The sequence below is a fragment of the Armatimonadota bacterium genome (assembly GCA_016789105.1).
Taxonomy (GTDB): domain Bacteria; phylum Armatimonadota; class Fimbriimonadia; order Fimbriimonadales; family Fimbriimonadaceae; genus UphvI-Ar2.
This window is the reverse complement of record JAEURN010000001.1, coordinates 59,167-84,299: the sequence shown is the minus strand read 5'-3', so window position 1 is coordinate 84,299 and position 25,133 is coordinate 59,167. Positions and strand designations below refer to the sequence as shown.

The following is a 25,133-nucleotide window of genomic DNA, read 5'->3' as shown; positions in this document are numbered from 1 at the left end:
AAACGGTTCGAATGAACCTCGAACTCCTCAAAGAACTCACCGAAGCCCATGGCGTGCCCGGACAGGAAGATGCGATCCGCAAAATCGTCCACCGAGAGCTGAAGGGGCTCTGCGATATTTCATCCGATGCCATGGGCAACCTGATCTGCCTAAAGCGGGGCAGCGGATCCGGCAAAAAGCTGATGCTGGCGGCCCACATGGATGAAATCGGGTTTGTCGTCAAGTTCATTGACGACAAGGGGTTCTTGCGCATCCACCCGCTGGGGGGTTGGGATCCGCGGATGATGGCAGCCCAACGCGTGATCGTCCACACCCAAAGCGGACCGCGACACGGGCTGATGATGCTGGGCACAAAGCCCAAGCACTTGCTTTCCCCTGCCGAAGCCGACAAAGCGCCCAAACACGACGACTATTTCATCGACACCGGCTTGGACGCCGACTCGGCCAAGGCGCAGATCAGGATCGGCGACATGGTCACGATGAACCGGGACTTCCAAACCATGGGAGACCTTTGCACGTGCAAGAGCATGGACGACCGCGCCGCCGTCTTTGTGATGATCGAAGCCGTCAAAGCCGCGCGGGATCACGACGTGGACGTCTATGCCGTCGCGACGACCCAAGAGGAGATTGGTTTGAGGGGGGCGACCGCGGCCGGCAGTGGGATCAACCCGGACTACTGCGTGGCGATCGACGTGACGTTGGCCAACGACTTCCCAGGGATCCCGGCCGAGTATTGCGTGACGAAACTCGGCGAGGGCACGGCCATTAAAGTTATGGATTCATCGTTGATCTGCCACCCCAAAATGGTGGCCCACTTCCGGGAGCTTGCCGAGACCCACGGAATCCCCCACCAAATCGAGTTGCTCCCCGCCGGCGGGACGGATGCGGGTGGAGTGCAACGGCAAAACGGCGGGATCCCGAGCTTCACGCTCTCAATCCCGACCCGCTACATCCACACGGTCAACGAAACGGTTCACAAGGCCGACGTGCAGGCGTCCATCGATCTGCTCGCCCGGTACATCGAAGATTGCGGGAAGAAGGATTACGCCTTTGATCTAGGCTAGTTTCCGCCGGCCGGCAAGCAGGTCTGGAGCTGGGCCAGGTTTGGCGACTTTGTGCCAGATTTTGCGCAAGATCGTCTTGTTTCCAAACTCTGGGGCCAGATCGGGGTTGGAGTAAAACCGCTGGGTTTCGACCGGGCATTGCTCGTTTGCCGCAAGACCTTCCATCAGTCCGCGTAGACCTTCTTGGGCTATGGTTTGGGATCCCCTCGGTTGGCCGGCCCGCGCCAACTTGAGCGCAAATTGCTTGGTGTGCTCGTCGGCCAGCTTTTTGGCCATTTCGGGGGGGAAGTTTTTGCCGAGCACACGGGCATAGTTGTAGGCCCAGCGGTGCCACCGCTTCATTTGCTCGGCCGGGGGCCGGACAAAGCTGTTGTGGCGACTGACATATTCGGGATGGTAAAGGGTTTGATAGCCCGCTTTGTGGGCTCGAACTGAAAAGTCAATTTCTTCTCCCCCAAACGTACATAGTTCATCTTGAAAGCCGATTTCATCCAGCAACGAACGCCGAAAGGCGTGGCAACTGCCATGGAAATTGGAGACCCACATCGGATCCATCCCGTGGTCGTTTTGAGGAGTGCCGTCCTGGGCGTGGAGCACGAGGGGTGTGATCAAACCGGCTTCGGGATAAGCGGCAAACAGGGCGGGCAAGTCGTTCAAGAAGCCGAGTTCCGGTTGGGAGTCGTCATCAATGCACAAAATGTACTTGCCCTTAGCAAGGCGGAAGCCGTCGTTCCTCCCGCCGGCGACGCCCCGGTTTTCCTGGTTGGCAACGACGGTCAGGCGCGGATGCTCCAGCCCCGCCAGATATTCTGGCGTGCCATCGGTGGAGGCGTTATCCACAACAATGATTTCCCAATCTTCGCGTCCAGCGGCAAAGAGGTATTCCAGGTTGGCCTGCAAGTCGGCGAGGCGGTTGTGGGACAAGATCACAATGCTGAGAACAGGCATGCTCAGCGTTCATAAAGGCTAGCCTGCGGCCGATCTCCAGGTTAGAACCGCAAATCCGGCAGCATTGCCGGTGCCCAATGATCCCCTGGCCCGATCCGGGAAACCCTGATGGATCGGGCCAGGGAATCGGCGTCGGGGACGGTCAGTTTGACCGGTTCTTTTTCCGCCGGGCCAACAAACCGAGCAGTGCGGCGGCCGAGAACGTTGCCGGCTCCGGAACGGGCTGCCCCAGTCCATATTGCAGATGGTCGACCTCGATGCCGCCACTTGCATTTTTGATATGGATCGAACCGATCCCGGCATCTGAATGCCAACCATAGAACCGGTCTTCGGCGGTCTGGCCGTTCGAGGCCCCGTCGGCGGTTGTGGCGATGATCTGCCCGATCTGCACACCGTTGGCGTCGAATGCGGTGAAGGTCGTTGCGCCGCCTCCATCGGTCCAAACAATCCCCGCGTAATTGGGGAGCTGGCCCAAAGCATTGGCATCAAAAGTGAACTTGACCCCCGTCGAACCACTGGTATAGAAGAGGCTATGGCCCAACAGACCTGATCCATCGATGGTGCCATCGTCGGCGTCCACCGAATCGCAATTGGCCGGGTTTGAATACGGGTTCCCGTGGTCAACAGTCACCCCGGGGACGTTGAGCAAGTTGTCTTCAAAGTCCTCAAGATGGTGGTAGCTCCAGGTGTAGCTGTTCCATGGCGAATCTGAGGCTTGAAGGTACGGCGTTGGGCCAAACCCTTCTCCCCAGGCAACCGATGCCCCCAAGCACGCCAACGCAATCAAAAAAACCCTGTTCATACTTTTCTCCAATGCAAAGGCCGCATATCTGTGTTCTTGGCCTTTAAACCTGACCTCAATTCTATCAGTACGGCAACAAAGTGGCGGTTGGCGCGAGAAATTTCGATACATTGTGATTAAAATTGAATACTAACCCGTATAAATTTGAATATAAAAACTGGAAAAGAGCTTAAATTTACTGGTCATAATTATGACCAGTGCGCCTTTACCGGATGAACCTTGCCGAAGACCTGCCCGTTGTCGGATCGGGGGCATTTGGCGACAACCAACCTGTCCTGGCTTGGACTCAGGCCATCGAGCATTGGCAGGGCCTGCATTCCCTTTCCGAAGGGGAGTTCACAGTCAATGGCGAGACCTTTACCGTCAGGGTCAACGACTTGGTCATCATCCCGCCAGGTTCGCGGTGCGAAGCCCGGTGGCAGGGGGACCCACCCTACGTTTACAATTTCTTTAGTTTCCGGGTCGCAGGGGCCGGAACGATGCGCCTTTTGCCGCAGCTGGCCGGACTTGGAGGTGCCGGCGACTTTTGGAACATCGAGTTCCGCAAGGGGCTGGCGGAATCCCGAACGACCAAAGCGCATGTCAACACCGTGGCCCGGGCCATGCTCTGGTCGGTGTCTCGACCGGTTGAACTCGTCCGGCGAAACCCGATTGTGGGTCTTGCCGAAAAAATCATCGAAGACCGGCTGCCGGAAGGCCTCAAGGTTGCAGCAGTTGCCAGGGAACTCGGGATATCCGTCAGCCAGTTGGGTCGTCACTTTTTGCAAGAGCACGGCATTACGCCCAAGCAGTTCATCCAATTGGCCCAAGCCAGGAAGGCAGAGGAGTTGTTGACCACTTCCACACTATCGATCAAACAAGTCGCAGCCCAATGCGGATTCGGCGACCTGCACCAATTGAACCGGTTTGCCCGGTTGCGGTTGGGTGCTTCCCCCCGTGCGATCCGGGCGGGGAACATGCCCAAAGACATCTACCGCATCGAGCAGTACAAACGGAGTCTCGACGGCGAAACCAGGTAACGGGCTCACATCCGGAATAGGCTGAATGCCGGCTCTGGAACCGGGGCGTTGCGCGCTGCTTCGATCCCCAGCGCCAGCACCCGGCGGGTATCGACGGGGTCGATGACCCCGTCATCCCAGAGCCTTGCGGAGGCGTAGTAGGCGTTGGATTCTTCGGCGTACTTTGCAAGCGTCGGGGCTTTGAATTCGGCTTGCTCTTGAGGTGACATTGTTTGACCTTGCGCAGCCAATTGTTCTGCCTTCACGGTCAAAAGGACGTTGGCGGCCTGTTCGCCGCCCATCACGCTGATTCCGGCATTTGGCCACATCCACAGTTGCCGGGGGCCATAGGCCCGCCCACACATCCCATAGTTGCCCGCTCCATAAGACCCGCCGACGATGACGGTGAACTTGGGCACGTTCGCCGTGCTGACGGCCGTCACCAACTTGGCCCCATTTTTGGCGATCCCCTCGTTTTCATATTTTCGGCCGACCATGAACCCGGTGATGTTTTGCAGGAAGACCAGCGGGATCTGCCGTTGACAGCACAGCTCGATGAAGTGCGCCCCCTTGAGGGCGGATTCCGAAAACAGGATCCCGTCGTTGGCCAGAATTCCGACGAGATGGCCGTGGAGCCGGGCAAATCCGCAAATCAACGTTGTGCCGTAACGGGCTTTGAACTCCTGAAAGCGGCTGCCGTCGATGATTCGCGCCAAAATCCCCCGCATATCCATCGGGGTTTTGCTATCGGCCGGAACCAGGGAATAGATCTCATCGGCCGGGTAGAGCGGTTCCTCCGGATCATTGGGTTCGGCCAAAGATTTCCGCGGGGCGGGGCCAAGACCCTCGATGATGTTGCGGACGATTTCCAGCGCATGCCCGTCATCTTCGGCAAGGTGGTCAGCCACGCCGGATAGGCGGGTATGGACGTCGGCCCCGCCAAGGTCTTCTGCCGTGACCTCTTCACCGGTTGCGGCTTTGACTAGCGGGGGACCCCCCAAAAAAATCGTGGCTTGGTTCCTAACCATCACGGTTTCATCGGACATGGCAGGGACATAAGCGCCCCCAGCCGTGCACGATCCCATGACGGCGGCAATTTGGGGGATGCCCCGGGAGGACAAATTGGCTTGGTTATAGAATATGCGGCCAAAGTGCTCTTTATCGGGAAACACTTCGGCTTGGAGGGGGAGAAACGCCCCGCCGCTATCAACGAGATAGACGCAGGGGAGGTTGTTTTCCAAAGCGATTTCTTGGGCGCGCAGGTGCTTTTTGACCGTGATCGGGAAATAGGTGCCCCCTTTGACGGTGGCGTCGTTGGCGACGACAACGCATTCCCGGCCATGGATCCGGCCGATGCCGGTCACAATCCCGGCCGCCGGTGCCGACCCTTCGTACATGTTATGTGCGGCGAAGGTGGAGAATTCCAGGAATGGCGAGTTAGGGTCGATCAAGGCGTCGATTCGTTCCCGGGCAAGCAGTTTGCCGCGGGACTTGTGCTTTTCCACCGCCGCCGGCCCGCCTCCGGCAAGCGCACCCCGGAGGTTTGCCCGGTATTCAGCCATGACCGCATCCATGGCAGCCCGGTTGGCACGGTGGGCATCGTCGCCCAGGTTGATCTTCGATTCGAGGACTTCCATTTGGCCACAGAGATCTTACTCGTTCGATTGGATGTTGCCCAGTTTCAACCTGCTTCTGATTTGCCGATGTCATTTGACCGAGATGCGAAGGAAACATGTGGGGCCTGAGGCTGACGGAAAGTGGAAGCCAAGAGAAACGGGCTAGGCCACTAGCAATTATCCTCACGGCCCGATAAACTGATAGCCATGAGGTTTGCGTTTTTTGCAATTGGATTGGCAGCGGGGGTTGTAGCTCAGGCGACGACATTGACGTTCACCGGCGTGGCTGACGACTTTTTTGAGGCCTACCTGTCCACAAACGATACGGTGCAGGGCACGCTCATCTGCCAGCAAACGGGCACTTGGCAAAGTGGCGGCGCGACGGGATCGATTTCGCTCGTGGCGAACGTGACGAATTACTTGCACGTCCAAGCCCGGGATGCCTTTGGCGCTCCATCGATGTTTATTGGGCAAGCCTCCCTCAGCGATGCGGGGTTCGAGTTTCTCAACAACACCCAAACGATGCTGACCAACCCCAACGATTGGCAGCTGAGCCTCAACGGCTTTGGGGTCAATTACATCACCCCGACCGACCTTGGCCCCAACGGTACCGGGCCTTGGGGCACCCAATCGAACATTGACATCAACGCCCGCCGTCTCTGGTCCAACCAAACTGCGGGTGAGCACTACTTCAGCATCGCCATCCGGCCGGTTCCCGAACCGTTCACGTTGATCGGGATTGCCGGACTGGCATTGGTTGCCGCACGCAAACGCAAGTGAGCCTCTAGCCGGGGCTGAGCAGCACCGCCACTTCTGAACAGAAGTGGCGGCCTTTGCCAGTGAGGATGATTTTGTCGCCGTTGCGGTCGATCCACCCCCGTGCGGCGGCGGTTTGGAGGCCTTTTGAGTCTAGGGCCAGGTTTTGGGAGGGCAGCCCGGCGTTGAGCCGAAGCCCCAGCATAATCCGCTCAAAATCTTCGTCTTCCGGGGAAAGCGTTTCGGTATCGCAGTGGAGAGGGAGCCCTTGTTCAATGGCCTCGCAATACCGCTCTGGATGCTTCATGTTTGTATACCGGAACTTGCCCTTATCTACGGCATGGCAACCGACTGCCCCAGGGCCATAGGCGAGGTATTCCCGAGCGTGCCAATATTCCAGGTTGTGGCGGCACTGCCTTCCGGTTTTTGCAAAGTTTGAGATTTCATATTGGTACAAACCGGAGCCTTCGCAGGCTTCGATCGCCACATCGTACATGGCAATCTGGAGTTCTTCGCCAGGCAAGTCAAGCAGACCGCGCAAGTGGTGCCGATAGAAGCGCGTGTTAGGTTCGATGGTCAGGCAGTAGAGGCTCAGGTGCTCCGGGCGGAGGGCCAGCGCGGTTTCCAGATTTTGCCGCCACGCCCGCAATGATTGACCGGGCAGGGCGAACATCAGATCTAAGTTGAGGTTGTCGAACCCGGCGGCCCTTGCCTTCGCCACGGCCTGGGCGACATGGTCTGGCGCGTGGATCCGGCCGAGTTGAATCAAGTCGTGGGTTTGGAACGATTGGGCCCCCAGGGAAAGGCGGTTAAACCCGGCCTCCCGCATTGCTTTGAACTTGGGGAAATCGATCGTCCCTGGATTCGCCTCGCTGGTGATCTCACATCCCTCGATGGGAGGGTGGGCATCCACAATGGCTTCAAGAATGGCGGTGAGTTGACCGGTTGGCAGATATGTTGGTGTTCCGCCGCCAAAAAATACCGTTTTCGCCGGACGCCCCCGGTGAGGGCTTTGCTGGATTTCCTGGATGGTCGCTGCGGATGTGCGCGCCATGATGTCGCCAGAGAGGGCATAGCTGTTGAAATCGCAATAGCCGCACTTGCTGGGGCAGAACGGCGTGTGCACATAGATGGCAACGGGATCGTTCATGGATTTGACAGTTGGATCCTCGGCTCCATCAAGCCCAGGAACAGGATCCCATCGAATCCCATCTCCTTACGCAGGAAATTGACCAAGGCGACTTTGAACCGGAAGGCGGTGCCATCGCCATGGGTAAGTTCGCCGAGCATCACAACTCGGCGTTTGCCGATGGCCTTGCGGATGGCAGCTTTTTCCGTGCCGGTCAGCGAGTCTCGGTTGCGGAGCGGTGTGAGCCGCTCCGACAAAGCCGATGCATAGGCATCTTTGGCGATCAGCCCCGTAAGCACAAGGGGGACGACCATTAATATGAGTTGGTGCTCATCAAGATGAGCTGGTGCCCTCCGGCGCCGGGGGTTGCAATCCCTTCACCCGGATCGACCGTCGATGTGGTGGGCAGGGAATCGATGAGCGACGTGGCATGCGACAGGTGCTCGGCGAGGCGGCCATGCGTGTCGGCGATTTGCTCCAAGCGGTCATCCGTCCCCCCGAAAATCGAATCGATGAGGTCGCTGATGTGATTGGAATCGAACAGCCCTTCTTCGGGCTCCGACCCATTTTCAATTCTCTGCGTGCGTTGGTACCACTCCTCGTAAGTTTCGATCCGGTCGTGGAGGTCACGCGCCCGTTCATAGCGGCCCATCCAGTCTTGGAGCGGAATCATGCTCATGAACCGGAGGTGCAACGGGGTGTTGGTTGCCTCACGCTTTTTGCGAGGGACACCCTTCAGGACATAGTCGGCTTTTGAAGAAACCAACGGTTCGCCCCCGCCGGCCGGGGTGAGTTTGACCTGGGCGACGTTCCAGATTTTCATCGCAGGTTCGCCAGGGATCTCCCGGGCCGGATCATCGGAATACGTGATTTCCACCCGCATCCCGTCCTCCCAGGTCACGGCGGTCACCCGCCGTTCGTCATCGCGGACGAAGTGGGCCACGCGCGGAACGATGACCTCCACGTCGGTTTGGCTGTAGCCGTGGGGTTGGTACCGGATCATGTACCCGCTCGGCGAGATGTTCCAAACACCTCGGCCGATTTCGGACCGGGTGTCTTGGGGGGCCGGCAACACGGCGAGGCTTTCAAACTGTTCGTAGGTGGCGTTGGCCTGACGGCTCAGCCCCCGGATTTTGTTGTCGTATTCGATGAACGGGCGGAGCTCTTTGCTCGCTTGTTTATAGAGTTCCTCGGCTAGTTTTCCGGTCATGTAGTCGGCAGCCCCGTCTTTCAGGACGTCGAGCCCCTTTTCGCCGACGAGCGCGAGGAGGGCCGATTTTGCCTCGGGCGACATATCTTGGGGTTTGACCCGGGCCAGTACTTGCCAAATGAGGAGTTGGACGTTCCTTTGGGGCACATCACCTTTCGCGTTGTAGGCGTGCAGGAGCGTGTTGATGAATGCCTGCCGCGAGCCTTTCCAGGGGCCCCAGACATAACCCTCACCTTTGGTGGGGCCATAGGTGTAACCCTTGCCGCAAAACGATTTGACGGTCATTTTGTAGTGGCCGGGGGCCAGCGTAAACAGGTGGTCGGCGTTGCGATCCGCATCGCTAAGGGTGACCGGGTTGCGGAGTTCGATTTTGGCGAGGTTTGGCCAGCCCCAAATCTTGGCGTCTTTGATGGTGGTGCTAAGGGGCGGCTCGCCTTTGAGCAGGGTGTCCAGTCCGGGGATTTTGATCTCCGGCGGCTTGATGGGGCCGAACTGGGCGTGGGCGGCAACAGCTGCCACCATGGCCGCGGCTACAAAGGCGTGGCGGATCATTCCCCTATTTTAGCGGGGAATCGGGTTTGCCGCCGGAAAATGCCTTTGAGGAGTTGTCGGTCCGGTTATTCGAGGGCAGTTCGGCAGGCGGCCAAGACTTCATCGACATCTGGCAAGGCCGCATATTCGTAGATCGGGTTGTAACCGATGTGGACATCGGGCCGGGCAACAAGTTGCGGGCTGCTGAACAGCGTACCGAACACGTCCGGGTCGGAGACCACTTCGCTGATGATGTGTTGCCCAAATCCGCAGGTTTTGGTGTCCTCTTGGATCACGACTAGGCGGCCAGTTTTTTCCAGCGAGGTGGCGATGGCCTCCTTATCCAAAGGAACCAGCGAGCGGATGTCGATGATTTCGACCGAGGCTTCGGCGGCGAGTTTGTCGGCGGCTTCGACGGCGAGTTCGATGGTGTTCCCGTAGGTGACAATGGTCAGGTCTGACCCGCTGCGCACCACCCTAGCTTTGCCAAACCCTAACGGTTCGACCGATGCCACGTCGACCCGCTTGCGGAAGATGTGCTTGGGCACAAAAATGAAGCATGGGTCATCGGAGTGCATCGCTGTCCAGAACAGGCCGGCGGCATCTTCAGGCGTGGAAGGGATGGCCACCTTGAGCCCAGGAGTGTGGGCAAAGTAGGCTTCGTTGCTCTGGCTGTGCCACAGCGATCCGCCGGGCAGATAGGCGCCATAGGGGGCGTAAACGGTCATCGGGGTCGGCCAATCGCCAAAGCTGCGCCAACGGGTGGTGCTGACATTGCTCATGATCTGGTTCATGGCCGGGCAAAAGAAATCGACGAATTGGAGCTCAAATACTGGGCGCTTACCGTACATGGAAAGCCCAACGGCGACACCGATGATGGTTGCTTCGGCGAGCGGGCTGTTGAACACCTGCTTGGGGTACTTGTCGCTAAGCCCTTCGGTGAGTTTGAACACGCCCCCCTTGGGGTCTTCAATGTCTTCGCCAAAAAAGACGATATCGGGATCGCCGGCCAGCCCTTTTTCCAGCGTGGTATTGATGGCCTCGACCATGGTTTGGTTGCCGGTTGAAATCGGCGGGGTCGCCGGTTGGTCGGGAACGCCCCAAAGGTGGTCTTGGACTTCATCGGCCCGCGGGTCTTCGGCTTGTTCCGCTTCCCGGTAAATCGCGTCGACTTCGGCGATGATCTCTTCTTGAAGTTTTTGGAACCCTTCTTCGGTGAGTTCCCCGGCGGCGATCAATTCGTCTTTCAGGAGTTTGATCGGGTCTCGGTCGGCCATCTCGGCGATTTCGTCCGCGTCTCGGTATGTGCGGTGGTCATCGGAACTGGTGTGGCTGCTCAGGCGGTCCAGGTCGAACCACAGGATGCTGGGCCCATCGCCGGCGCGGGCTTTGGCGATCGCCTTGCCCGAGGCTTCCAGAACCGAATCTACTGTCCGGCCATCCGCTTTGATCACAAAGTCGCGGGCGATGATCCCATCGTGGTTCAAAGCCATGAACTTTTCAGTCGGGGTGCTGATGCCGTACTTGTTGTCTTCAATGACGATGATGAGCGGCAACTTTTCTTGCACAGCAAAGGCCCAGGCTTCGTAGAACTCACCCTGGCGCATGGCCGCGTCGCCAATTGTGGCAATGACCACGTTGTCCTTTCCGTCAAGCTGGATGCCCCACGCAACCCCGGCGGCGGGGATCAGGCCACCCCCCGTGGGAGTGCAGACACTGCCGACTTTGAGTTTGCGGCTGCTGTAGTGGCCGGGCATTTGCCGGCCGCCGCTGCTGGAATCCCGCTTGGCAAAGTAGGCCAGCGCCAAATCTTGCGTGCTCATCCCGCGGGCCAACATCAGGCCGCGGTCGCGGTAATAGGGGAACAGGTAGTCGTCGGCGTTCAACAGGTGGGCCATGGCCCCCAACGCTTCGTGCCCCATCCCGCTGACCTGGAACCATCCTTTGCTCTGGCGCAACAGGATGCCTTCCCGGCGATCGCCTTCCCGCGACGTCATCATCATGCGCAGGAAGTCAATCTTTATCAGCGGCTTGGTTTGTTGAATCACGGACATGGTTGTTCCTTTCGTCTTTGAAAGCGGCCTCCTCAGGGGCCCGGTTCCAGTATAGCTAAGGGGCTGTTTGAGCCCAAGGGGACGTTTCCTGGGAATCTGGGGCTTATTTCAGTAGAGATTCCAGCTTGACAACGTTCCCCTCGACGGTCAGGGCAAAGTTCCCTTCCGGCCGTGGTGGGTTGGGGGCCAATTGGGCGGGGTTCCCATGGGCGTTCCAAGTGATATCGCTGCTGTCGAAGACCAAGGGGGTCTTGGCCGGATCTTTGATATCTGACGAGTACTTTCCGCTGACCAAGTCGTTGAAGGCGTAGCCGAAGCCCTGGGGGTTTTGCTGCAGAACGCTGGGCGATTTGAGCTTTTTCTTGGCTTCTTCTTCCACCATGTCGCCCGTTTGGAGTCGGCGCCAAGTGGCGTCCATCCAGGATTCGGCAAACGGCAACTGACCCTCGGACTCTTGGTAAAGCATCAAGGCGGTGTGGATGTCCTTGAGGTTGGTCATCGTGTCGCCCTCATACTTGCGCTTGACCTGGGGCGAAAAAAATCCTCGTTTTTGGGCCGTCATCAGAAGTGGGCCGAGCCAAATCCAAAATGCGACGACCATACCGATAAAGAGTCCAAGACACCCAAACATCATGCGGCGGGTTCGGGGGTTACGTTCGTCGGTGGCCATTATCGCTGGTTTCCAGCAATTTTACTCGGTTGTTTGTCAGACGTACGAGATGGTGTAAGGGACGGTAAATTCCGCAAGTGCCCCCGATTGAGAGGATCCCCCTTTGCCAGCTGCCGACGCCGATGCACCCCCTGCCACGGCTGGGGCCGGAACTAGGGATCGACCTTTGGATCAAGCGCGACGACCTGACCGGCTTTGCCGGAGGAGGGAATAAGGGCCGGAAACTCGAATTCCTGATGGCAGAAGCGGTTGCCCAAGGTTCGACCGCGGTTGTGAGTTGCGGGGCCAGCCAAAGCAATTTCATCCGCCAGCTCGGAGCCGCTTGCGCAGTTTTGGACATGCGGTGCGTGGCGGCCACTATGGATGCCCCGTTCGAAACGGTGGACCGCCAAATGCGCGACGTGCCTGCCGAAGGCGGGAACCTTGCCCTAGACCGTTGGTTCGGCATTGAGCGGCACCGGGTCGCTGATGGCACCTGGCACGAACTGGAAGCCCACGCCGAATTTTTGGAGAGGGAATTGGCCGACCAGGGTGAAAAGGTTTACCGGATCTCGTTGGGGGGGAGCTCGGTTTTGGCCGTTCAGGCGTTTGTCGAAGCCGGCCGGGAAGTCGGGGCGGATTTCGATTGGGTGGTGACGGCCAGCTCCAGCGGAAGCACCCAAATCGGGCTCGCGCATGCGTTTTCGGGATCGAAGACCAAGGTTGTCGGCATATCTGCCGACCCAGAGCCTGAAATCATCGACGACTTGTTGGAGTTGAGTGCGCGCTATGGGGACTGGGCGGGGGTTCCGGCCCTCGAGATGGAGGACATCATTTTCGATCTTGACCACGTGGGGCCGGGATACGGCGTCGCCGGGCCAGAGGCAGAATCGGCCCTTGCGCTCATGGCCCAAAGGGAAGGGATCCTGCTCGACCCGGTTTATTCAGCCAAGGCGTTTGCCGGTTTGGTGTCACTGGCCCGTTCCGGCAGGATCTCGGGCCGGGTTCTTTTTTGGCACACGGGGGGGATTCCGGCGTTGTTCGCCCAGGCCCGGGGCCATTCCCCGAGCGGGGAACTCAGCGGGAAGTGACGGGACTTTGCATACCCACCCAGATGGCATGCGCCGGGTCGTGGTAGACCGTTGTGGCAAACCGGATGCCGCCATAAACCAGGAATGCGACGATGGTCACAATCAATGTCCAGTTCGCAAATGCGGTTTCCGAGCGCAGGCGCCACTTTTTGAGTGAACCGAATGCCCCCGCCAGGGCCGTGGCGGTGAACATCAAATAGAGGATTGGGCCGAAGGCGTTGGCGGTGAAGGCCGTGTGCCAATCCCCATGGAGGATGGATGTCCAACTCGTCGTCAGACCGCACCCTGGGCAGGGCCGATCCCACAAAACCACGCTGTAGCATTTGGGCAACCCCAACTGGGTGTGGGTGCCGTGGAGGTGCTTGTCTTGATGGAGGATCAGAGCCCCGACCACTGTGCAAACCGCCCACAAACCGAACCATGACCACTGGCCATTAAGGTTGCGCCGATGGACGTTTTGAGTGTCATATAGCCAGGTGGGCGGGGTCATGGGGTTGAAAGCAACTCGTCGAAGACTTCAGCGGGAATCACACACTCTGGATGGAGTGTCGATTCTTTTACAACGGAACCGATTCCCACAACGTTTCCTTCTGGGGTTAAGAGCGCTGCTTTAGGGCTTTCAAGGCGGTCGGAGATTGTGATTGGGCGCCCGTGGCGGATGCAGTCGACCTGCTCCGGATCCAATTGGATTTGTGGCAAATGGACAAGAACCTCCTTGACGGGGATCAGATCAGACGGTTCAGTCTCTTCCAATGACGTGGCATCGTCAGCCGAGAACTGGCCGGCGCTGGTGCGCCGAAGGGCAGAAATGTGGGCCCCGCATCCGATGGCCTGGCCCAAGTCGTGGGCCAGTGACCGGACGTATGTCCCGCCCGAACAGACGACGGTGAATCGGCCGGTTGCGCCATCGAGTGAATCCAGGCTGAACTGCGAAATAAATACGGAGCGGGATTTCAACTCGACCTCCTCGCCTTTGCGGGCATAGGCATAGAGAGGCTTTCCCAAGTGTTTGACCGCGGAATAGGCGGGAGGGAACTGTTCGATTTTTCCAATAAAATCGTGCAATTTTTGTTTTATCAAATTATTCAAATCATCGGGAATAGGCTTGGATTCTGTTTCTTCCCCCTCAGAATCGTACGTGTTGGTGGCGACTCCAAAGGTGATTTCGGCTTCATAGGTTTTTGGTTCCAGGTCAAGGTATTGCAGGAACCGGGTCGCCGGCCCGACCGCTACCACCAGCAGGCCGGTCGCCAAGGGATCCAACGTTCCGGCATGGCCGATCCGGCGCGTTCCAAAAATCCTCCTCAAACGGGAAATCACGCCATGGGAGGTGATCCCCGCCGGTTTGTCGATCAAGAGGATTCCAAACATGTGGCCATCGCCTGGACAAGTTTTGCGGCGGCGGCTTCGATCGGCTCGTCGCTGTGGGCTCCGCTGGCGTTGATGTGGCCGCCTCCTCCGAACTGCCGGGCGATCGCTGTCGTATCGATGGGGCCTTGGCTTCGGATTGAGATTTTGACGCGGCCGCTTGCACTTTCACGGAGGATTGCCGCCAGCCGAACCGTATCGATGGCCAACAGTTCGTTGACAAAGCCTTCGGTGTCTTCTTCGATCGCGCCGGACTGCTCGAAATCGCGCCGGGTCAGGGTGGTCCAGGCGATCTGGTTCCCCGAGGTCAGTTGGAGGTTGGCCAACGCTTTGCCAAAGAGCTTAACGGCGGGGAGGGGTTTGGAGAGGTAGACGGCCTCGTTGATCTGGCGGAGTTTTGCCCCCGCTTCCAGCAAATCGGCGGCCACGTGCATGCAGTGGGGGGTGGTATTGGGGAACCGGAAATTCCCGGTGTCGGTGAGGATTCCGACCAGGAGAAGCGTGGCGATATCCGGCGTGATTTGGACATCGGAGCCCCGCCACAGGTCGGCCAGGATTGCGGCAGTTGCGGGGGATTTGGTGCTGACAATGCGGATGTCGCCGGGTTCCTCGTGCGGCTGGTGGTGGTCGATGACCACCAATTTCCGGGCACCAAGGAGGGCAGGGCGGATGGTGTCGCCAATGCGGTCCATGGCTTCCAAATCCAAAAGGATGGCGAGGTCGGCTGGCCCGGGGTCGGGTTTGTTCGTGATCCGCTCGATCCCAGGCAGGAACCCTAGATACTTGGGAGCCGGGTGGTGGAACAGGACTTGGTGGGATTTTCCCAATTGGTCGAGGACGAAACTGAATGCCAGGGCCGACCCCAAGGCGTCCCCGTCGGGGTTCACATGGCTGGCAACCAAGATGCTTCCGGCATTTTGGATTTCGGCCAACAGACCGGGCCACATTTCGCCCAGTTGTCCGGGGGAGGCGTCGGTCATTGGGGGAGGATACCTGGGGGTCAGGCTGCCCGCCCCCCCTCTCCTCTGGGGTTCGATCAGCCACAATGGCATTGAGTGAGCGGCGAACTCGACCTGACCAAAAGCCGGACCAAGTGGTCCAAAGCAATCCTGATCAAAAGGATTCTTTGGGGGATTGTTTGGCGGTTGTTATTCCGCCCCTCACCCCGGCTGTTCTTTGATGGGTGGCGGATTTTTTGGCTGCGAGCGTTTGGCGCCAAGATCGGCCAAGGTGTGAAGATCAACAACACGGTCAAGGTGCTTTATCCTTGGGAGCTGGAGATCGGAGATGGGAGTTGGGTGGGCTGGGACGTGGACATCTACAACTATGCGAAAGTGACGATTGGCCGGATGGCCGTCGTTTCTCAATATTCTTACCTGTGTACGGGCACCCACGACTACGAAGACCCCCTGTTTCCCCTCGTGTTCTTCCCGATCACGATCGGCGATCAGGCGTGGGTGGCAGCCAAATGTTTCGTCGCGCCCGGGGTGAGGGTCGGCAACGGGACGATCATCGCCAGCGGAAGCGTGGTGACCAAGGATATGCCGGATTGGCAGATCTGTGGCGGTAACCCGTGCAAGCCGATTAAGGAGCGACCGCCGATCCGGAGTTGATGGAGGGTGCCACTGAAGAAACCAGTGGCACACTGCCTATGGCTTGGGCTGATTCCTGTTCCAAAGGAATGACCGTGTGGGCCTCTTGGGCAACCCCTCGCTAACCCTCACCAGACTTGGGGAGGGAAACTTTGCTGAATCCCGCCTTCGCGGAAATCACAAGTTTCGTAGGGTCGTGTAAAGGGATTCCGCCTCAAGGGCGGAATGACGTTCCTTTGACCTTCTCAATGGAAGACCCTGACCTCGTAGAGGTGCATGCTGGGGTTGGCCGAATTGTAGGTCATGGCCACCCGGACGTACCGGGCTGAAACCGCGGGGAACCGGTGGGTAAAGCCGCGCCGGGGCGAGGGTGCGCGGTTGGACGACATATCGGCCACAGTCTGCCAACTCTGTCCATCCGCCGAAACCGAGACCGTGTACTGGTAGTACCGTTCGCCATCCACATAGGGGTAGACCACAATCCGGCTGACTTCCGTTGGCTCCAGGAGGTCGATTTGAACCCAATGGGGTCCAGGGCCCGCGGCCCAATACCGGCCTGACGCCCGCCCGTCGGTCACGATGCCGGGGACGGCACTGCCTTCCGTCCCGCCGTCGCTGGTTACGGGTTTGCCCACGGCGATGCCGCGGTCAACCGACGTGTCCTCCAGGGGGAGCCCGTCGGTCAGGAGCTTCTTTGCGGCGGTTACGGGGTCTGAAGCTTGCGGCTTGGGCAATCCCTTTTGTTTGGTCCAGGCCAACTCCCATTCCGGCAAGCCGGGTTGTTGGGTCTTGCCTTCGAGCCCGTCAAAGAACCGCTCCCATCGCGGCCGGTAGAAATCCCACACGAGGCCCGACCATTCTTTGGCCGCATAGTCATACAGGATCGGGCCGCCCCAAACGGTCACCTGGAGCCGGGCATTCATTTCGAGGAGGTCCTTATCTTGAGGGGCTGCCGTCGCCCGGGCTTGGTCGATCCAACGATCCATCCGGTGATTGGGGATTGTGGCCAACAGGGTGTCGAGGTCGCGCATAAGGGTTTGGAAACGAGCCCTGGCCTTGGATACTTTGCCCATGTCTTTAGATTCAATGGCATCGACCACCTCTTCAACCGAAGCGCGGACAGCATAGTCGCCATACCGCTTGGCGACATCCACCAGGTCGCGTTGCCACAGTTTTGAACTTCCAAGGGTTTGGGAGAGGGCGAGCAAACCTTCAACCCGGTGGCGGGCATCTTTGAGTTCGTCGCCGACTTCGCCGACTTGGGCCATGGATGGGCGGCGGGTGTATTGGGCGGTTTCGCTTTGGGCGCGGCCCAGGTAGATGTCGCCGATGGTCGAAGACCAGATGGTGCGGATTGCCGCTGAGTCCTGCCCGTAGCGGTGGATTCCATACTGTGTCATCCATTTGGTGGCATCGACCTTTTCCGATGTCCACATCAGGTCGCACATCAGTTCATATTGGAGAGCGTTTTGCTCGATGCCCTCCATGGTGAGCCCCATTCCGGCCAAGCTCCCACGGTTTGGATCGGTGCGGACCGCCCAGACCTTTTCGACCAAGTTGGTCAGGTTGCCGCTCAAGACCGTGTTTTGCCCATAGTTGTGGAGCATGTTCCAAATGTAGGGTTTGCCCCGGAAAGCCTGGCTAGCCCGCCAGACTTCATAGGCTTCGCCGGCCAGGTCGAGCAAGACCATGTCCTGGTTGGGGACGCCGCCCAGGTAAGCTTCGATTTCAGGCTCGTGCCAAAAGTTGCGCTCGTTGTAGAACAGCCAACCCTGCATGACCCACTTGCCTTGGGGGTCCCCTTTTTTAATGCTGTTGTGGACTGCTTGGGCGATTTCGCGCAGTTCTTGGTCTTTGGTTTCTGCGCTGACCTGAGGGGACATTTCGTTGTAGATGTCGGCGAGATAGAGCCCGGCGGTGCGACCGTATTGTTTTTTGTATTCTTTGATGAACCGTTCGCCGATTTCACCGAAGAGCGGGTTGCGGGGATCGAGCATATAGGTGGGTTCGAACCCACACCACCCGCTTGAACGGCTGTAATCCCCCGGGCGGAGCTTGGCGGCGAACGCCTTGGGGATGAAACTGGCAAATGCTGGCGTCACCGGCGTCATGCCGAGCGCGAATTCTTGGTCGAGGATCTGTTGCTGCAACTTGGCCTGGCTATCGATCCAGGCTTGGGGGAGCGGACCGCCATGGGAATCCACATTGCCCATCCATTGCCACGGGCGGAACGCCGGACCCACGAAGTGCTCCCGGATTTGGCGGTCGGTCAGGCCGTAACCGCGCCAGACCGTTTGCCAGACTTTTTCCAGGCCGTTCATGGCCAGGGGCATATTGATGCCGTGTAGGGCCATCCAGTCGATTTCGCGCTGCCACCGCTTCCAATCCCAAAAGGCAGTGGTGTAGCCAAATGTGCAGACGTTGAAGTAGTGGCGGTATTGCAGGGAGTTGGGGCCGGAATTGATTTCGGCATCGGGGAACTCCTTGGGCAACCGGAGCTGGTCGCCATCCCACGTCACCACGATCCCGCATTTGGCTTTGAGGTAATCGTATGCGCCCCGGCACATGGCGACGCCAGTTGTCCCCCGGACTTCCACGACGCCACCCTGTGCCTTGACGGCATACCAATCCAACCCTTGGGACGGCGGCGACTGCACAAACCGGAACTGTTTGGATCGTCCACCGATCAACCGCGCGAGGACCCCCTTTGCCGCGGATTCCTGGGTCGTTGCAGCCCCCGCGGTTGCGGCGGCGAGCATCAAAGTGGCGGCGATGGCCGGCTTCATGCCAGGGAACTTACCTGGATCACGGATTTTCCGTCAAAAGGGCGCGGAGGCCAGACTCGAACCTCGTCTGGGCGCGGAACCCCAATACTTCGGCAGCAGCGGTAGGGATGCCTTGGCTGTGCCGGATATCACCTTCTCGGGCCGGCCCGTGGGAAACAGGGCTCGGCGACGATGTGGCTATCACCGTCAGTTCGCAGAGGGTTTTTACGGAGGTGCTTTCTCCTGTGCACACGTTGAACGCGCGGCCCGCGCAATTCCGAGCTTGGGCGGCCAGCATGTTGGCGGCTACCACGTCTTGGACGGCGATGAAATCCCTGGTCTGGTCGCCGCTGCCATGGATTGTGATTGGGGCGCCTTCAAGAGCCCGCTTTGCAAAAATGCTGATGACTCCACTGTAGGGCGAATCTGGGCGTTGGCGGGGGCCATAAACGTTGAAGTAGCGCAGGCACGCGGCCGTCATGCCGAACAGCCGGCAGTAATTGCGGACATAGAACTCGCCAAGAAGCTTTTGGGAGCCGTACATCGAAATCGGCTCCTTGGGGGCGTCCTCCGGTGTCGGGACGACTGGGGTATCCCCATAGATGGCGGCCGAGCTGCTAAAGACGACATGAGCCCGGTTGGCGCGGGCCGCTTCGAGAACAGCCATCGTCCCGGTGGCGTTGACCGCATGGGCATGGAGCGGTTGGTCTAAGGTTTGGGCTACGTTGCTGACGGCGGCCAAGTGGAAGATTGTGTCGCAGCCTGCGGCGGCGGTTGCCAAGGCGCCTTGATCGAGGATGGAGGCGCGGTGGAATCCGACTTGGCCATCATAGAGGGCGACATTGGATTCCAGCCCATTGCTGAGATCATCGATGACGGAAACCTCAACCCCCGATTCCAGCAAGGCGAGCACCAGGTGCGAACCGATGAACCCGGCGCCGCCCGTCACCAGGGCTTTGCGCGGATAGCTCACCGTGACCTCCGGCGGTGCGGGCTTTCGTCAACCTTTTGGTAAATCTCCATCAATTGGTGGAAATTGATCTCAGGAGTGTAATTCCCCTCAAAGCGGTGGCGGGCAGCTTGGGATCTGGTCTGCCAATTGGTATCGGGCAGAGACGCCGCTTCTGTGATTACTCGGGCAAAATCTTCGGGATCCGAAGGATTAGCCGCAAGGCCGACATCCGGACATTGCATGATTTCCGGCATTGCGCCATGGTTCGGGACGATCGACGGCGTCCCGAAGCTCAAAGCCTCTGCGAGGGCCAGGGGGAAGCCTTCGTAACAGGTGCTGGTCATCACCACATATTTTGAAGTCTGGATGAATTCTTCGACCTCATCCTTTTGGACCCAACCATGCCAAACGAGGCTGGGGCAGTCCTGTGATTTGGCCATCAAGGCGTCTTTCATTTCGCCCTCCCCCAAAATATGGCAAGTCCAACCTTTTGGTTGAGCTTTGAGCCAAGCATCGACTAGGACATGGGGGCCCTTTTCCTCGACGATCCGGCCGACAAAGACCATCTTGTTCTCGCGCGGCTTGGCGCTGGCTCCGTGGTCGGCGGCGAAGTTCGGCTTGATGTGGATGCGGTCGACTGGCAACCCAGAACGGGCAAAAATCTCCTTGGCAAATTCAGACAGGCAGATATAGCCGTCGCACATGTGAGTAAAGGCCCCGTTCCAGCGGTTGACCTGTTGCATCAACACCAACGGCACAGTTGCCGAAAGCGATCCCCGGTAGCACTTGTGCTTCAAGGCCGGGAAGGGGAATCTCCCGACGCAATCTTGGCAGGCCCGGCCATCGCGCATAAAGGCGGCTTGGGCGCAACAGGTTCGGAAGTTGTGCAGGGTTTGCACAACGGGGACGCCTTCGAGATTGCAAGCCTTGTAAACGCTGGGCGAGAGGTGGATAAAAAAATTGTGGACGTGGACGATATCCGGCTTTGATTGCTGGATGGCTTTGCGCACCATTTGCAGGCCGTCGTTGGACCACACAATGTTTTTGGCGGCCTTGAGTTTGTTGCCCAAGCCGCTGATCTCGTCTGGGTTATCGACGAAAAACTGTTCGACTTCCACCCCGTGGGCGCGGAGGAGTTCGGCCTCCGATTCCAGGACACTGATTTCGCCGCCGGGGCTCCAAACGTACCGGTTATGCACTTGCAAGACGCGTTTGATCGGCATTCCGGACATGGCTCCTTTCATAAGTATGGTTGATCGGGGCCAGGACTCCATGGAGGCGGTACGCTTGGCGGGTCGATGGGCGGCTTTGGTCCGATCAAGCGGTTGGTGTTTTGGCAGAACATGCCCAGCCACCACCAATCAGGGGTACTGGCTGCGCTTGCCCGCAACCACGGCTACGAGGTTGTTTGGGCGGTTCAGGAGGGGCTGAGCGGGGAGCGCGCGGCCATGGGGTGGCCGGAGTTCGCCGATTCTGGTGTGACTTTGGTGGAATCGCCGGAAACGGCACAAGCTGAGGCCTTGCTCTCAGGCCGCTTTGAAGAGACATTGCATATTGCCGGAGGGATCTTTGGGGTGCCATTGGCGCGGAGTGCCTTTTTTACGGGCATGAGGAAAGGGTGCCGGTTTGCCCTCATGAACGAAGCGCCCCTCCCAAAAGGCATGGAGGCCGCCGGAGGGCGTTCGCTGGCGAACCGGGTTTTGGGGGGCCTGCAACCGGCCGCCCAACGGGTCGTCCGGGCGAGGTATGGCCGCCAAGTCCTCTTTGTCCTTGCCATCGGGGCGATGGCGGAAGAGGCATATCGTGTTTTTGGATGGGGGGAAAAGGTTTTCCCGTACGGGTACTTCCCGGCTGGGCCGGGAGAGGGGTTCCAGGCCAAAACAGCGGCAGAACCGTTCACGATCCTCTATTTGGGCCAGTTCAGCCATCGCAAAGGAGCGGATGTTCTGGTTCAGGCTCTGGCCCAAGTTTCTGGCCAAGGGTGGAGGGCAGAGCTCTATGGGGCGGGCGAGCTGGAAGGCGATTGTCGGGCCATGGCGGGACAGATCAAGGGCGGTGTCGTTGAAATACACGATTTTCTGCCCTGGAGCGAGGCGATGGCCCGGCTCGAAACGGCGAGCCTCGTCGTTGTGCCGAGCCGCCATGACGGCTGGGGGGCTGTGGTTGGGGAAGCCCTGATGCGAGGGGTCCCGGTGGTGGCCACCGATCAAACGGGGAGCCAAGTCTTGGTTCGCGGCAGCCAGCCGGACCGGGGGGCGGTGGCTAAGGCGGAAAGCGTCCCCGATTTGGCCCGGATCCTGGACAGCTGGATCCAAAGGGGCCTGATGCCCTTGGAACGCCGAGAGGCGATCGCCGGATGGGCCAAGTGCCTTGAGCCCCGAAACGCCGCGGATTACCTCGACCAGGTCATCCGTTGGAGCCAAGGCGGGGCAAGGCCCAACTCCCCTTGGGAACCGGCACCCGAGACGTCCCAACCCGAACGGTAAACTCCCCGCCTCATGTGCGGGATCGCCGGCTATATCGGTAAGCGCAATGCGGTCGATGTCGTGATCGACCAAATCGAACGGCTCGAATACCGAGGCTATGATTCGACCGGGGTCGCGTTCTTAAACGACGACTCTTTGCGTGTGCTCAAACGGGCGGGGAAGCTCGCCGAACTTCGCAAGGTCGTCGAAACCGAAAAACCGCATGCCGAACGAGCGATTGCCCATTCCCGGTGGGCCACGCACGGGGCCCCAACCGATCTCAATGCCCACCCCCACTTTGACCAAGAAGGCACGGTGGCGGTCATCCATAACGGCATCATCGAAAACTATCTGGAGCTAAAAGAAGAGCTGGTGCGGGCCGGCCACACGTTTCAAAGCGAAACCGACAGTGAAGTCGCCGCCCACATCATCGGCCAGGAATATGCGGTTGGCGTGCCGATCGAAGAAGCCGTGCGACGCGCTTTGGGCAAGCTCCGCGGAGCCTTCGGTTTTGTCGTCATCAGCATCCGGGAGCCGGAGAAAATCGTTTGCACCCGCAATGCAAGCCCCTTGATCCTGGGCTTTGGAGAAGGCGAGAACTTTATTGCCAGCGATATCCCGGCCTTGTTGCCCTACACGCGGACGGTTGCGGTGCTGGACAACGACCTCGTCGCTTTGGTGACTCGGGACGGGATCAGCGCCAAAACCGCCGATGGCCATCCGGTCGAGTTGGCCCCGTTCGATGTGGATTGGGACATCGCGAGTGCGGAAAAGGGCGGCTACGAACACTTTATGCTCAAGGAAATCCACGAGCAGCCCGACGTGGTTCGGCAATGCCTGGCGGGACGGCTCGGCCAGGAGGAATTCACAATCGGCGGACTCTTTGGCGAGCATGTGTGGCACGACATCGACCGCGTGAACATCATCGCTTGCGGCACGGCTTACCATGCGGGGCTGATGGGGAAGACTTTGTTCGAAAAGCTGTTGCGGCTGCCGACTGACGTTTACTTTTCCAGCGAATTCCGCTACAACGACCCCTTGCTCTCGCCAAAATCGCTGGCGGTTTTTGTCAGCCAGAGCGGCGAGACGGCGGACAGTTTGGCGGCCCTGAGGCTGTGCAAGGAGCGGCGGATCAGGACTTTGGGGATCGTGAACGTTGTCGGATCGAGCATAGCCCGGGAAGTCGACCGGGTTCTTTACACGCAGGCCGGACCAGAGATCAGCGTGGCTTCGACCAAGGCCTACGTTGCCCAGTGCCTGGTGCTCTACATGCTGGCGTACCACATCGCCCAAGTCAAAGAGATGCCCGGCGTCGGTGTCCTGCGGGGCCTCAAAGCGTTACGGGAATATCCGGAGAGCGTCCAAGAAGCTTTGGAAAGCGAGGCCGCGATGCATGACGCCGCCAAAAGGTTCGTCAACGCCCCCCTGGTGTTCTTTTTGGGCCGCGGCGCCGACGCCAGCGTCGCCTTGGAGGCGGCACTGAAACTGAAGGAAATCGCCTACGTGCCGACCCAGGAATGCCCGGCTGGTGAAATGAAGCATGGCCCGCTTGCTTTGATTGAGCAGGGAACCTTGGCCGTGGTGGGGGCCACGCAGGCCGACACGCGGGACAAACTCGCCAGCAACATCCGCGAACTGCAGGCCCGGGGAGGCCACGTTTTGGGGATCACGACCAAGGATGATGCGCTGGTTCCGCCGGTTTGCGATTCCGTTTGCCAACTCCCGCAAACTGGCGATTGGTTTCTGAATGCGTTGCTTTCGGTCGTTCCGCTCCAACTGTTCAGCTATTACATGGCTCTAGAGCGGGGATGTGAGATCGACCAGCCACGGAACCTAGCGAAATCGGTGACTGTCGAATAGCCCCCTGAGCCTGGCCCCGTTTTGCGCCGAAAACCCAGATATGGGTGCACTCCGCAAGACGGCGCCGGAAATCCTTCAGCCGACTCAAATCATCATTTTCCCGGTCGACCAGGTTCGGTCGCAGCCGGTTGAAGGCCCCACGTGGTGGGAAAAATTCCAGGATAGCGATGCTGGGAGCCTGATTTTGTTCGAAGCCAAAATGTTTGGCCTGACAGCGTTCTTTGTGGCCCTGACCGGCATGATCGGGTACTTTGCCATCTTTTCCAAAGAGGCCAGCGGCATTGAGCTCAGCGACACAATGAGTTGGTCGGGGACGAAATCGGCCCTGATGCAACCCCATTCTCGGTTCCCGTTCCAGGCCAATTACGAATAAGGAAAGTTAAGACCTGTATAATAACTGCGGGAGCCTCATTTGGGGGATCCCGCAGTTGCTTTTCCGCCGCACGGCATTTTGAACCCGGTTGGATTTCCAGGATCGCCACGATCAGGCGGAATTGCCTCGAAAATTGCAGAGGCTGGTTTTTTGGATGATTACGGAAGAGTCGCGAACGGAGATGAGACGGCAGGGCGGAGCGGCCCGCCTCCCGCGCTATGAGCAGCCTAGCTTCAAGTTTTTGAAGCGGTCGGCCGATATCGTGATCTCGTTGATCGGCTTGATTTTGTTGTTCCCCATTTTCTTGATCTTGGCCTTGGTGGTGCTGACCGCCGATGGCGGACCAGTTTTTTTCAAACAGCAACGGCTGGGCCAAAGGGGCAAGCTCTTTTGGATGTACAAGTTCCGATCCATGCGCAAGGATGCCGAAAAGGCGCTTAAGGAGCTGCTGGAGCGGGATCCGGCGGCCAAGAAGGAATTTGAAGAAACCTACAAACTCAAAAACGACCCGCGGTTGATCCGGTTCGGCTCTGTGATGCGCAAGACGAGCTTGGATGAGTTGCCGCAGCTGATCAACGTCCTGATTGGCAACATGAGCATTGTCGGGCCCCGGCCGATTGTTGAACCGGAAGCTGCCAAGTATGGGGACGACATCGACGTCTATTTGAAAATGAAACCCGGATGTGCCGGGCTTTGGCAGTGTAGCGGGCGGAACGACACCACCTACCAAGAACGCATTGAATTGGACAAAGACTATTATTGGCACGCTTCTTTTAGGAGGGACTTTGTGGTGTTGTACCGGACAGCGGTTTCCATGTTGACCGGGCGGGGTGCCTATTAAAGGCGGGGGTTCACGAAATGAATCCAGTTTTTGTGAGACCCTTCCCTGGGACTGGGAACGCCCAAACCG

At 58.9% G+C, this 25,133-nt stretch carries 23 protein-coding genes; 9 read left to right on the top strand and 14 right to left on the bottom strand.

The annotated features are described in order from the left end of the window. Nucleotides 1-11: 11 nt before the first annotated feature. Nucleotides 12-1,064, top strand: a complete 1,053-nt coding sequence (locus JNM28_00415; protein MBL8066894.1) for a M42 family metallopeptidase — start codon at nt 12-14, stop codon at nt 1,062-1,064. Here the strand turns inward: JNM28_00415 and JNM28_00410 are convergent. Further along, on the bottom strand, nt 1,056-2,012 hold the full coding sequence (locus JNM28_00410) for a glycosyltransferase family 2 protein (GenBank protein MBL8066893.1): 957 nt from the start codon (nt 2,010-2,012) through the stop codon (nt 1,056-1,058). The genes JNM28_00415 and JNM28_00410 overlap by 9 nt on opposite strands. A 142-nt stretch (nt 2,013-2,154) precedes the next feature. Continuing rightward, the gene (locus tag JNM28_00405; protein MBL8066892.1) at nt 2,155-2,814 is read right to left on the bottom strand and encodes a hypothetical protein; all 660 of its coding nucleotides are present in this window, start codon (nt 2,812-2,814) and stop codon (nt 2,155-2,157) included. 197 nt (nt 2,815-3,011) lie between these two features. Between JNM28_00405 and JNM28_00400 the strand changes: the two genes are divergently transcribed. Continuing rightward, nucleotides 3,012-3,833 (top strand): helix-turn-helix domain-containing protein, encoded by an 822-nt coding sequence (locus JNM28_00400; GenBank protein ID MBL8066891.1) that lies wholly within the window; start codon nt 3,012-3,014, stop codon nt 3,831-3,833. Nucleotides 3,834-3,838: 5 nt separating this feature from the next. Here JNM28_00400 and JNM28_00395 read toward each other — a convergent pair whose 3' ends face one another. Beyond that, nucleotides 3,839-5,449: a methylcrotonoyl-CoA carboxylase gene (locus JNM28_00395; GenBank protein MBL8066890.1), complete on the bottom strand. Its 1,611-nt coding sequence runs from the start codon at nt 5,447-5,449 to the stop codon at nt 3,839-3,841. Between the two features lie 186 nt (nt 5,450-5,635). Here JNM28_00395 and JNM28_00390 point away from each other — a divergent pair, with 186 nt between their 5' ends. After that, nucleotides 5,636-6,208: a hypothetical protein gene (locus JNM28_00390; protein ID MBL8066889.1), complete on the top strand. Its 573-nt coding sequence runs from the start codon at nt 5,636-5,638 to the stop codon at nt 6,206-6,208. A gap of 4 nt (nt 6,209-6,212) precedes the next feature. Here JNM28_00390 and hemW read toward each other — a convergent pair whose 3' ends face one another. The 5 genes from hemW to JNM28_00365 form a co-directional block, all read right to left on the bottom strand. Beyond that, nucleotides 6,213-7,334: a radical SAM family heme chaperone HemW gene (hemW, locus tag JNM28_00385; protein MBL8066888.1), complete on the bottom strand. Its 1,122-nt coding sequence runs from the start codon at nt 7,332-7,334 to the stop codon at nt 6,213-6,215. After that, nucleotides 7,331-7,627: a hypothetical protein gene (locus tag JNM28_00380; protein ID MBL8066887.1), complete on the bottom strand. Its 297-nt coding sequence runs from the start codon at nt 7,625-7,627 to the stop codon at nt 7,331-7,333. The genes hemW and JNM28_00380 overlap by 4 nt, the downstream gene beginning before the upstream one ends. After that, entirely contained in the window at nt 7,627-9,075 is a 1,449-nt protein-coding gene (locus JNM28_00375) for a type II toxin-antitoxin system RelE/ParE family toxin (GenBank protein ID MBL8066886.1), read from the bottom strand. The genes JNM28_00380 and JNM28_00375 overlap by 1 nt, the downstream gene beginning before the upstream one ends. 65 nt (nt 9,076-9,140) lie before the next feature. Next, nucleotides 9,141-11,108 carry a 2-oxoisovalerate dehydrogenase gene (locus tag JNM28_00370; protein ID MBL8066885.1) on the bottom strand — a complete coding sequence of 656 codons (1,968 nt, stop codon included), beginning with the start codon at nt 11,106-11,108 and terminating at the stop codon, nt 9,141-9,143. Between the two features lie 103 nt (nt 11,109-11,211). Then, the gene (locus tag JNM28_00365; GenBank protein ID MBL8066884.1) at nt 11,212-11,778 is read right to left on the bottom strand and encodes a hypothetical protein; all 567 of its coding nucleotides are present in this window, start codon (nt 11,776-11,778) and stop codon (nt 11,212-11,214) included. Nucleotides 11,779-11,855: 77 nt separating this feature from the next. On the opposite strand from JNM28_00365, the gene JNM28_00360 reads away from it, so the two are divergent. Beyond that, nucleotides 11,856-12,848 (top strand): pyridoxal-phosphate dependent enzyme, encoded by a 993-nt coding sequence (locus JNM28_00360; GenBank protein ID MBL8066883.1) that lies wholly within the window; start codon nt 11,856-11,858, stop codon nt 12,846-12,848. On the opposite strand, the gene JNM28_00355 is transcribed toward JNM28_00360, so the two are convergent. Genes JNM28_00355 through JNM28_00345 form a run of 3 tightly spaced genes read right to left on the bottom strand, consistent with a single transcriptional unit; the run spans nt 12,835 to nt 15,196 of the window. Next, entirely contained in the window at nt 12,835-13,338 is a 504-nt protein-coding gene (locus tag JNM28_00355) for a DUF2752 domain-containing protein (GenBank protein ID MBL8066882.1), read from the bottom strand. The genes JNM28_00360 and JNM28_00355 overlap by 14 nt on opposite strands. Then, the gene (truB, locus tag JNM28_00350) at nt 13,335-14,219 is read right to left on the bottom strand and encodes a tRNA pseudouridine(55) synthase TruB (GenBank protein ID MBL8066881.1); all 885 of its coding nucleotides are present in this window, start codon (nt 14,217-14,219) and stop codon (nt 13,335-13,337) included. Before truB ends, JNM28_00355 begins: the two co-directional genes overlap by 4 nt. After that, the gene (locus JNM28_00345) at nt 14,201-15,196 is read right to left on the bottom strand and encodes a bifunctional oligoribonuclease/PAP phosphatase NrnA (protein MBL8066880.1); all 996 of its coding nucleotides are present in this window, start codon (nt 15,194-15,196) and stop codon (nt 14,201-14,203) included. The genes truB and JNM28_00345 overlap by 19 nt, the downstream gene beginning before the upstream one ends. A 75-nt stretch (nt 15,197-15,271) precedes the next feature. Here JNM28_00345 and wcaF point away from each other — a divergent pair, with 75 nt between their 5' ends. Continuing rightward, entirely contained in the window at nt 15,272-15,829 is a 558-nt protein-coding gene (wcaF, locus tag JNM28_00340; GenBank protein MBL8066879.1) for a colanic acid biosynthesis acetyltransferase WcaF, read from the top strand. Between the two features lie 224 nt (nt 15,830-16,053). On the opposite strand, the gene JNM28_00335 is transcribed toward wcaF, so the two are convergent. From JNM28_00335 to JNM28_00325, 3 genes are read right to left on the bottom strand one after another with little or no spacing between them, the layout of a single operon-like run. Continuing rightward, complete coding sequence (locus JNM28_00335; protein MBL8066878.1) at nt 16,054-18,594, bottom strand: alpha-N-acetylglucosaminidase C-terminal domain-containing protein; 2,541 nt, start codon at nt 18,592-18,594, stop codon at nt 16,054-16,056. Nucleotides 18,595-18,613: 19 nt separating this feature from the next. Continuing rightward, a complete protein-coding gene (locus JNM28_00330) occupies nt 18,614-19,546 on the bottom strand; it encodes an NAD-dependent epimerase/dehydratase family protein (GenBank protein MBL8066877.1) in 933 nt (310 codons plus the stop codon). Next, entirely contained in the window at nt 19,543-20,769 is a 1,227-nt protein-coding gene (locus tag JNM28_00325; protein ID MBL8066876.1) for a glycosyltransferase family 4 protein, read from the bottom strand. The genes JNM28_00330 and JNM28_00325 overlap by 4 nt, the downstream gene beginning before the upstream one ends. 54 nt (nt 20,770-20,823) lie before the next feature. On the opposite strand from JNM28_00325, the gene JNM28_00320 reads away from it, so the two are divergent. The 4 genes from JNM28_00320 to JNM28_00305 all read left to right on the top strand — a co-directional run bounded on the left by JNM28_00320 (nt 20,824) and on the right by JNM28_00305 (nt 25,064). Continuing rightward, on the top strand, nt 20,824-22,011 hold the full coding sequence (locus tag JNM28_00320) for a glycosyltransferase (protein MBL8066875.1): 1,188 nt from the start codon (nt 20,824-20,826) through the stop codon (nt 22,009-22,011). A gap of 12 nt (nt 22,012-22,023) precedes the next feature. Beyond that, a complete protein-coding gene (gene glmS / locus JNM28_00315; protein ID MBL8066874.1) occupies nt 22,024-23,850 on the top strand; it encodes a glutamine--fructose-6-phosphate transaminase (isomerizing) in 1,827 nt (608 codons plus the stop codon). A 40-nt stretch (nt 23,851-23,890) separates the two neighbouring features. Further along, nucleotides 23,891-24,223 (top strand): hypothetical protein, encoded by a 333-nt coding sequence (locus JNM28_00310; GenBank protein MBL8066873.1) that lies wholly within the window; start codon nt 23,891-23,893, stop codon nt 24,221-24,223. A 181-nt stretch (nt 24,224-24,404) separates the two neighbouring features. Beyond that, on the top strand, nt 24,405-25,064 hold the full coding sequence (locus tag JNM28_00305; GenBank protein ID MBL8066872.1) for a sugar transferase: 660 nt from the start codon (nt 24,405-24,407) through the stop codon (nt 25,062-25,064). Nucleotides 25,065-25,133: the final 69 nt, after the last annotated feature.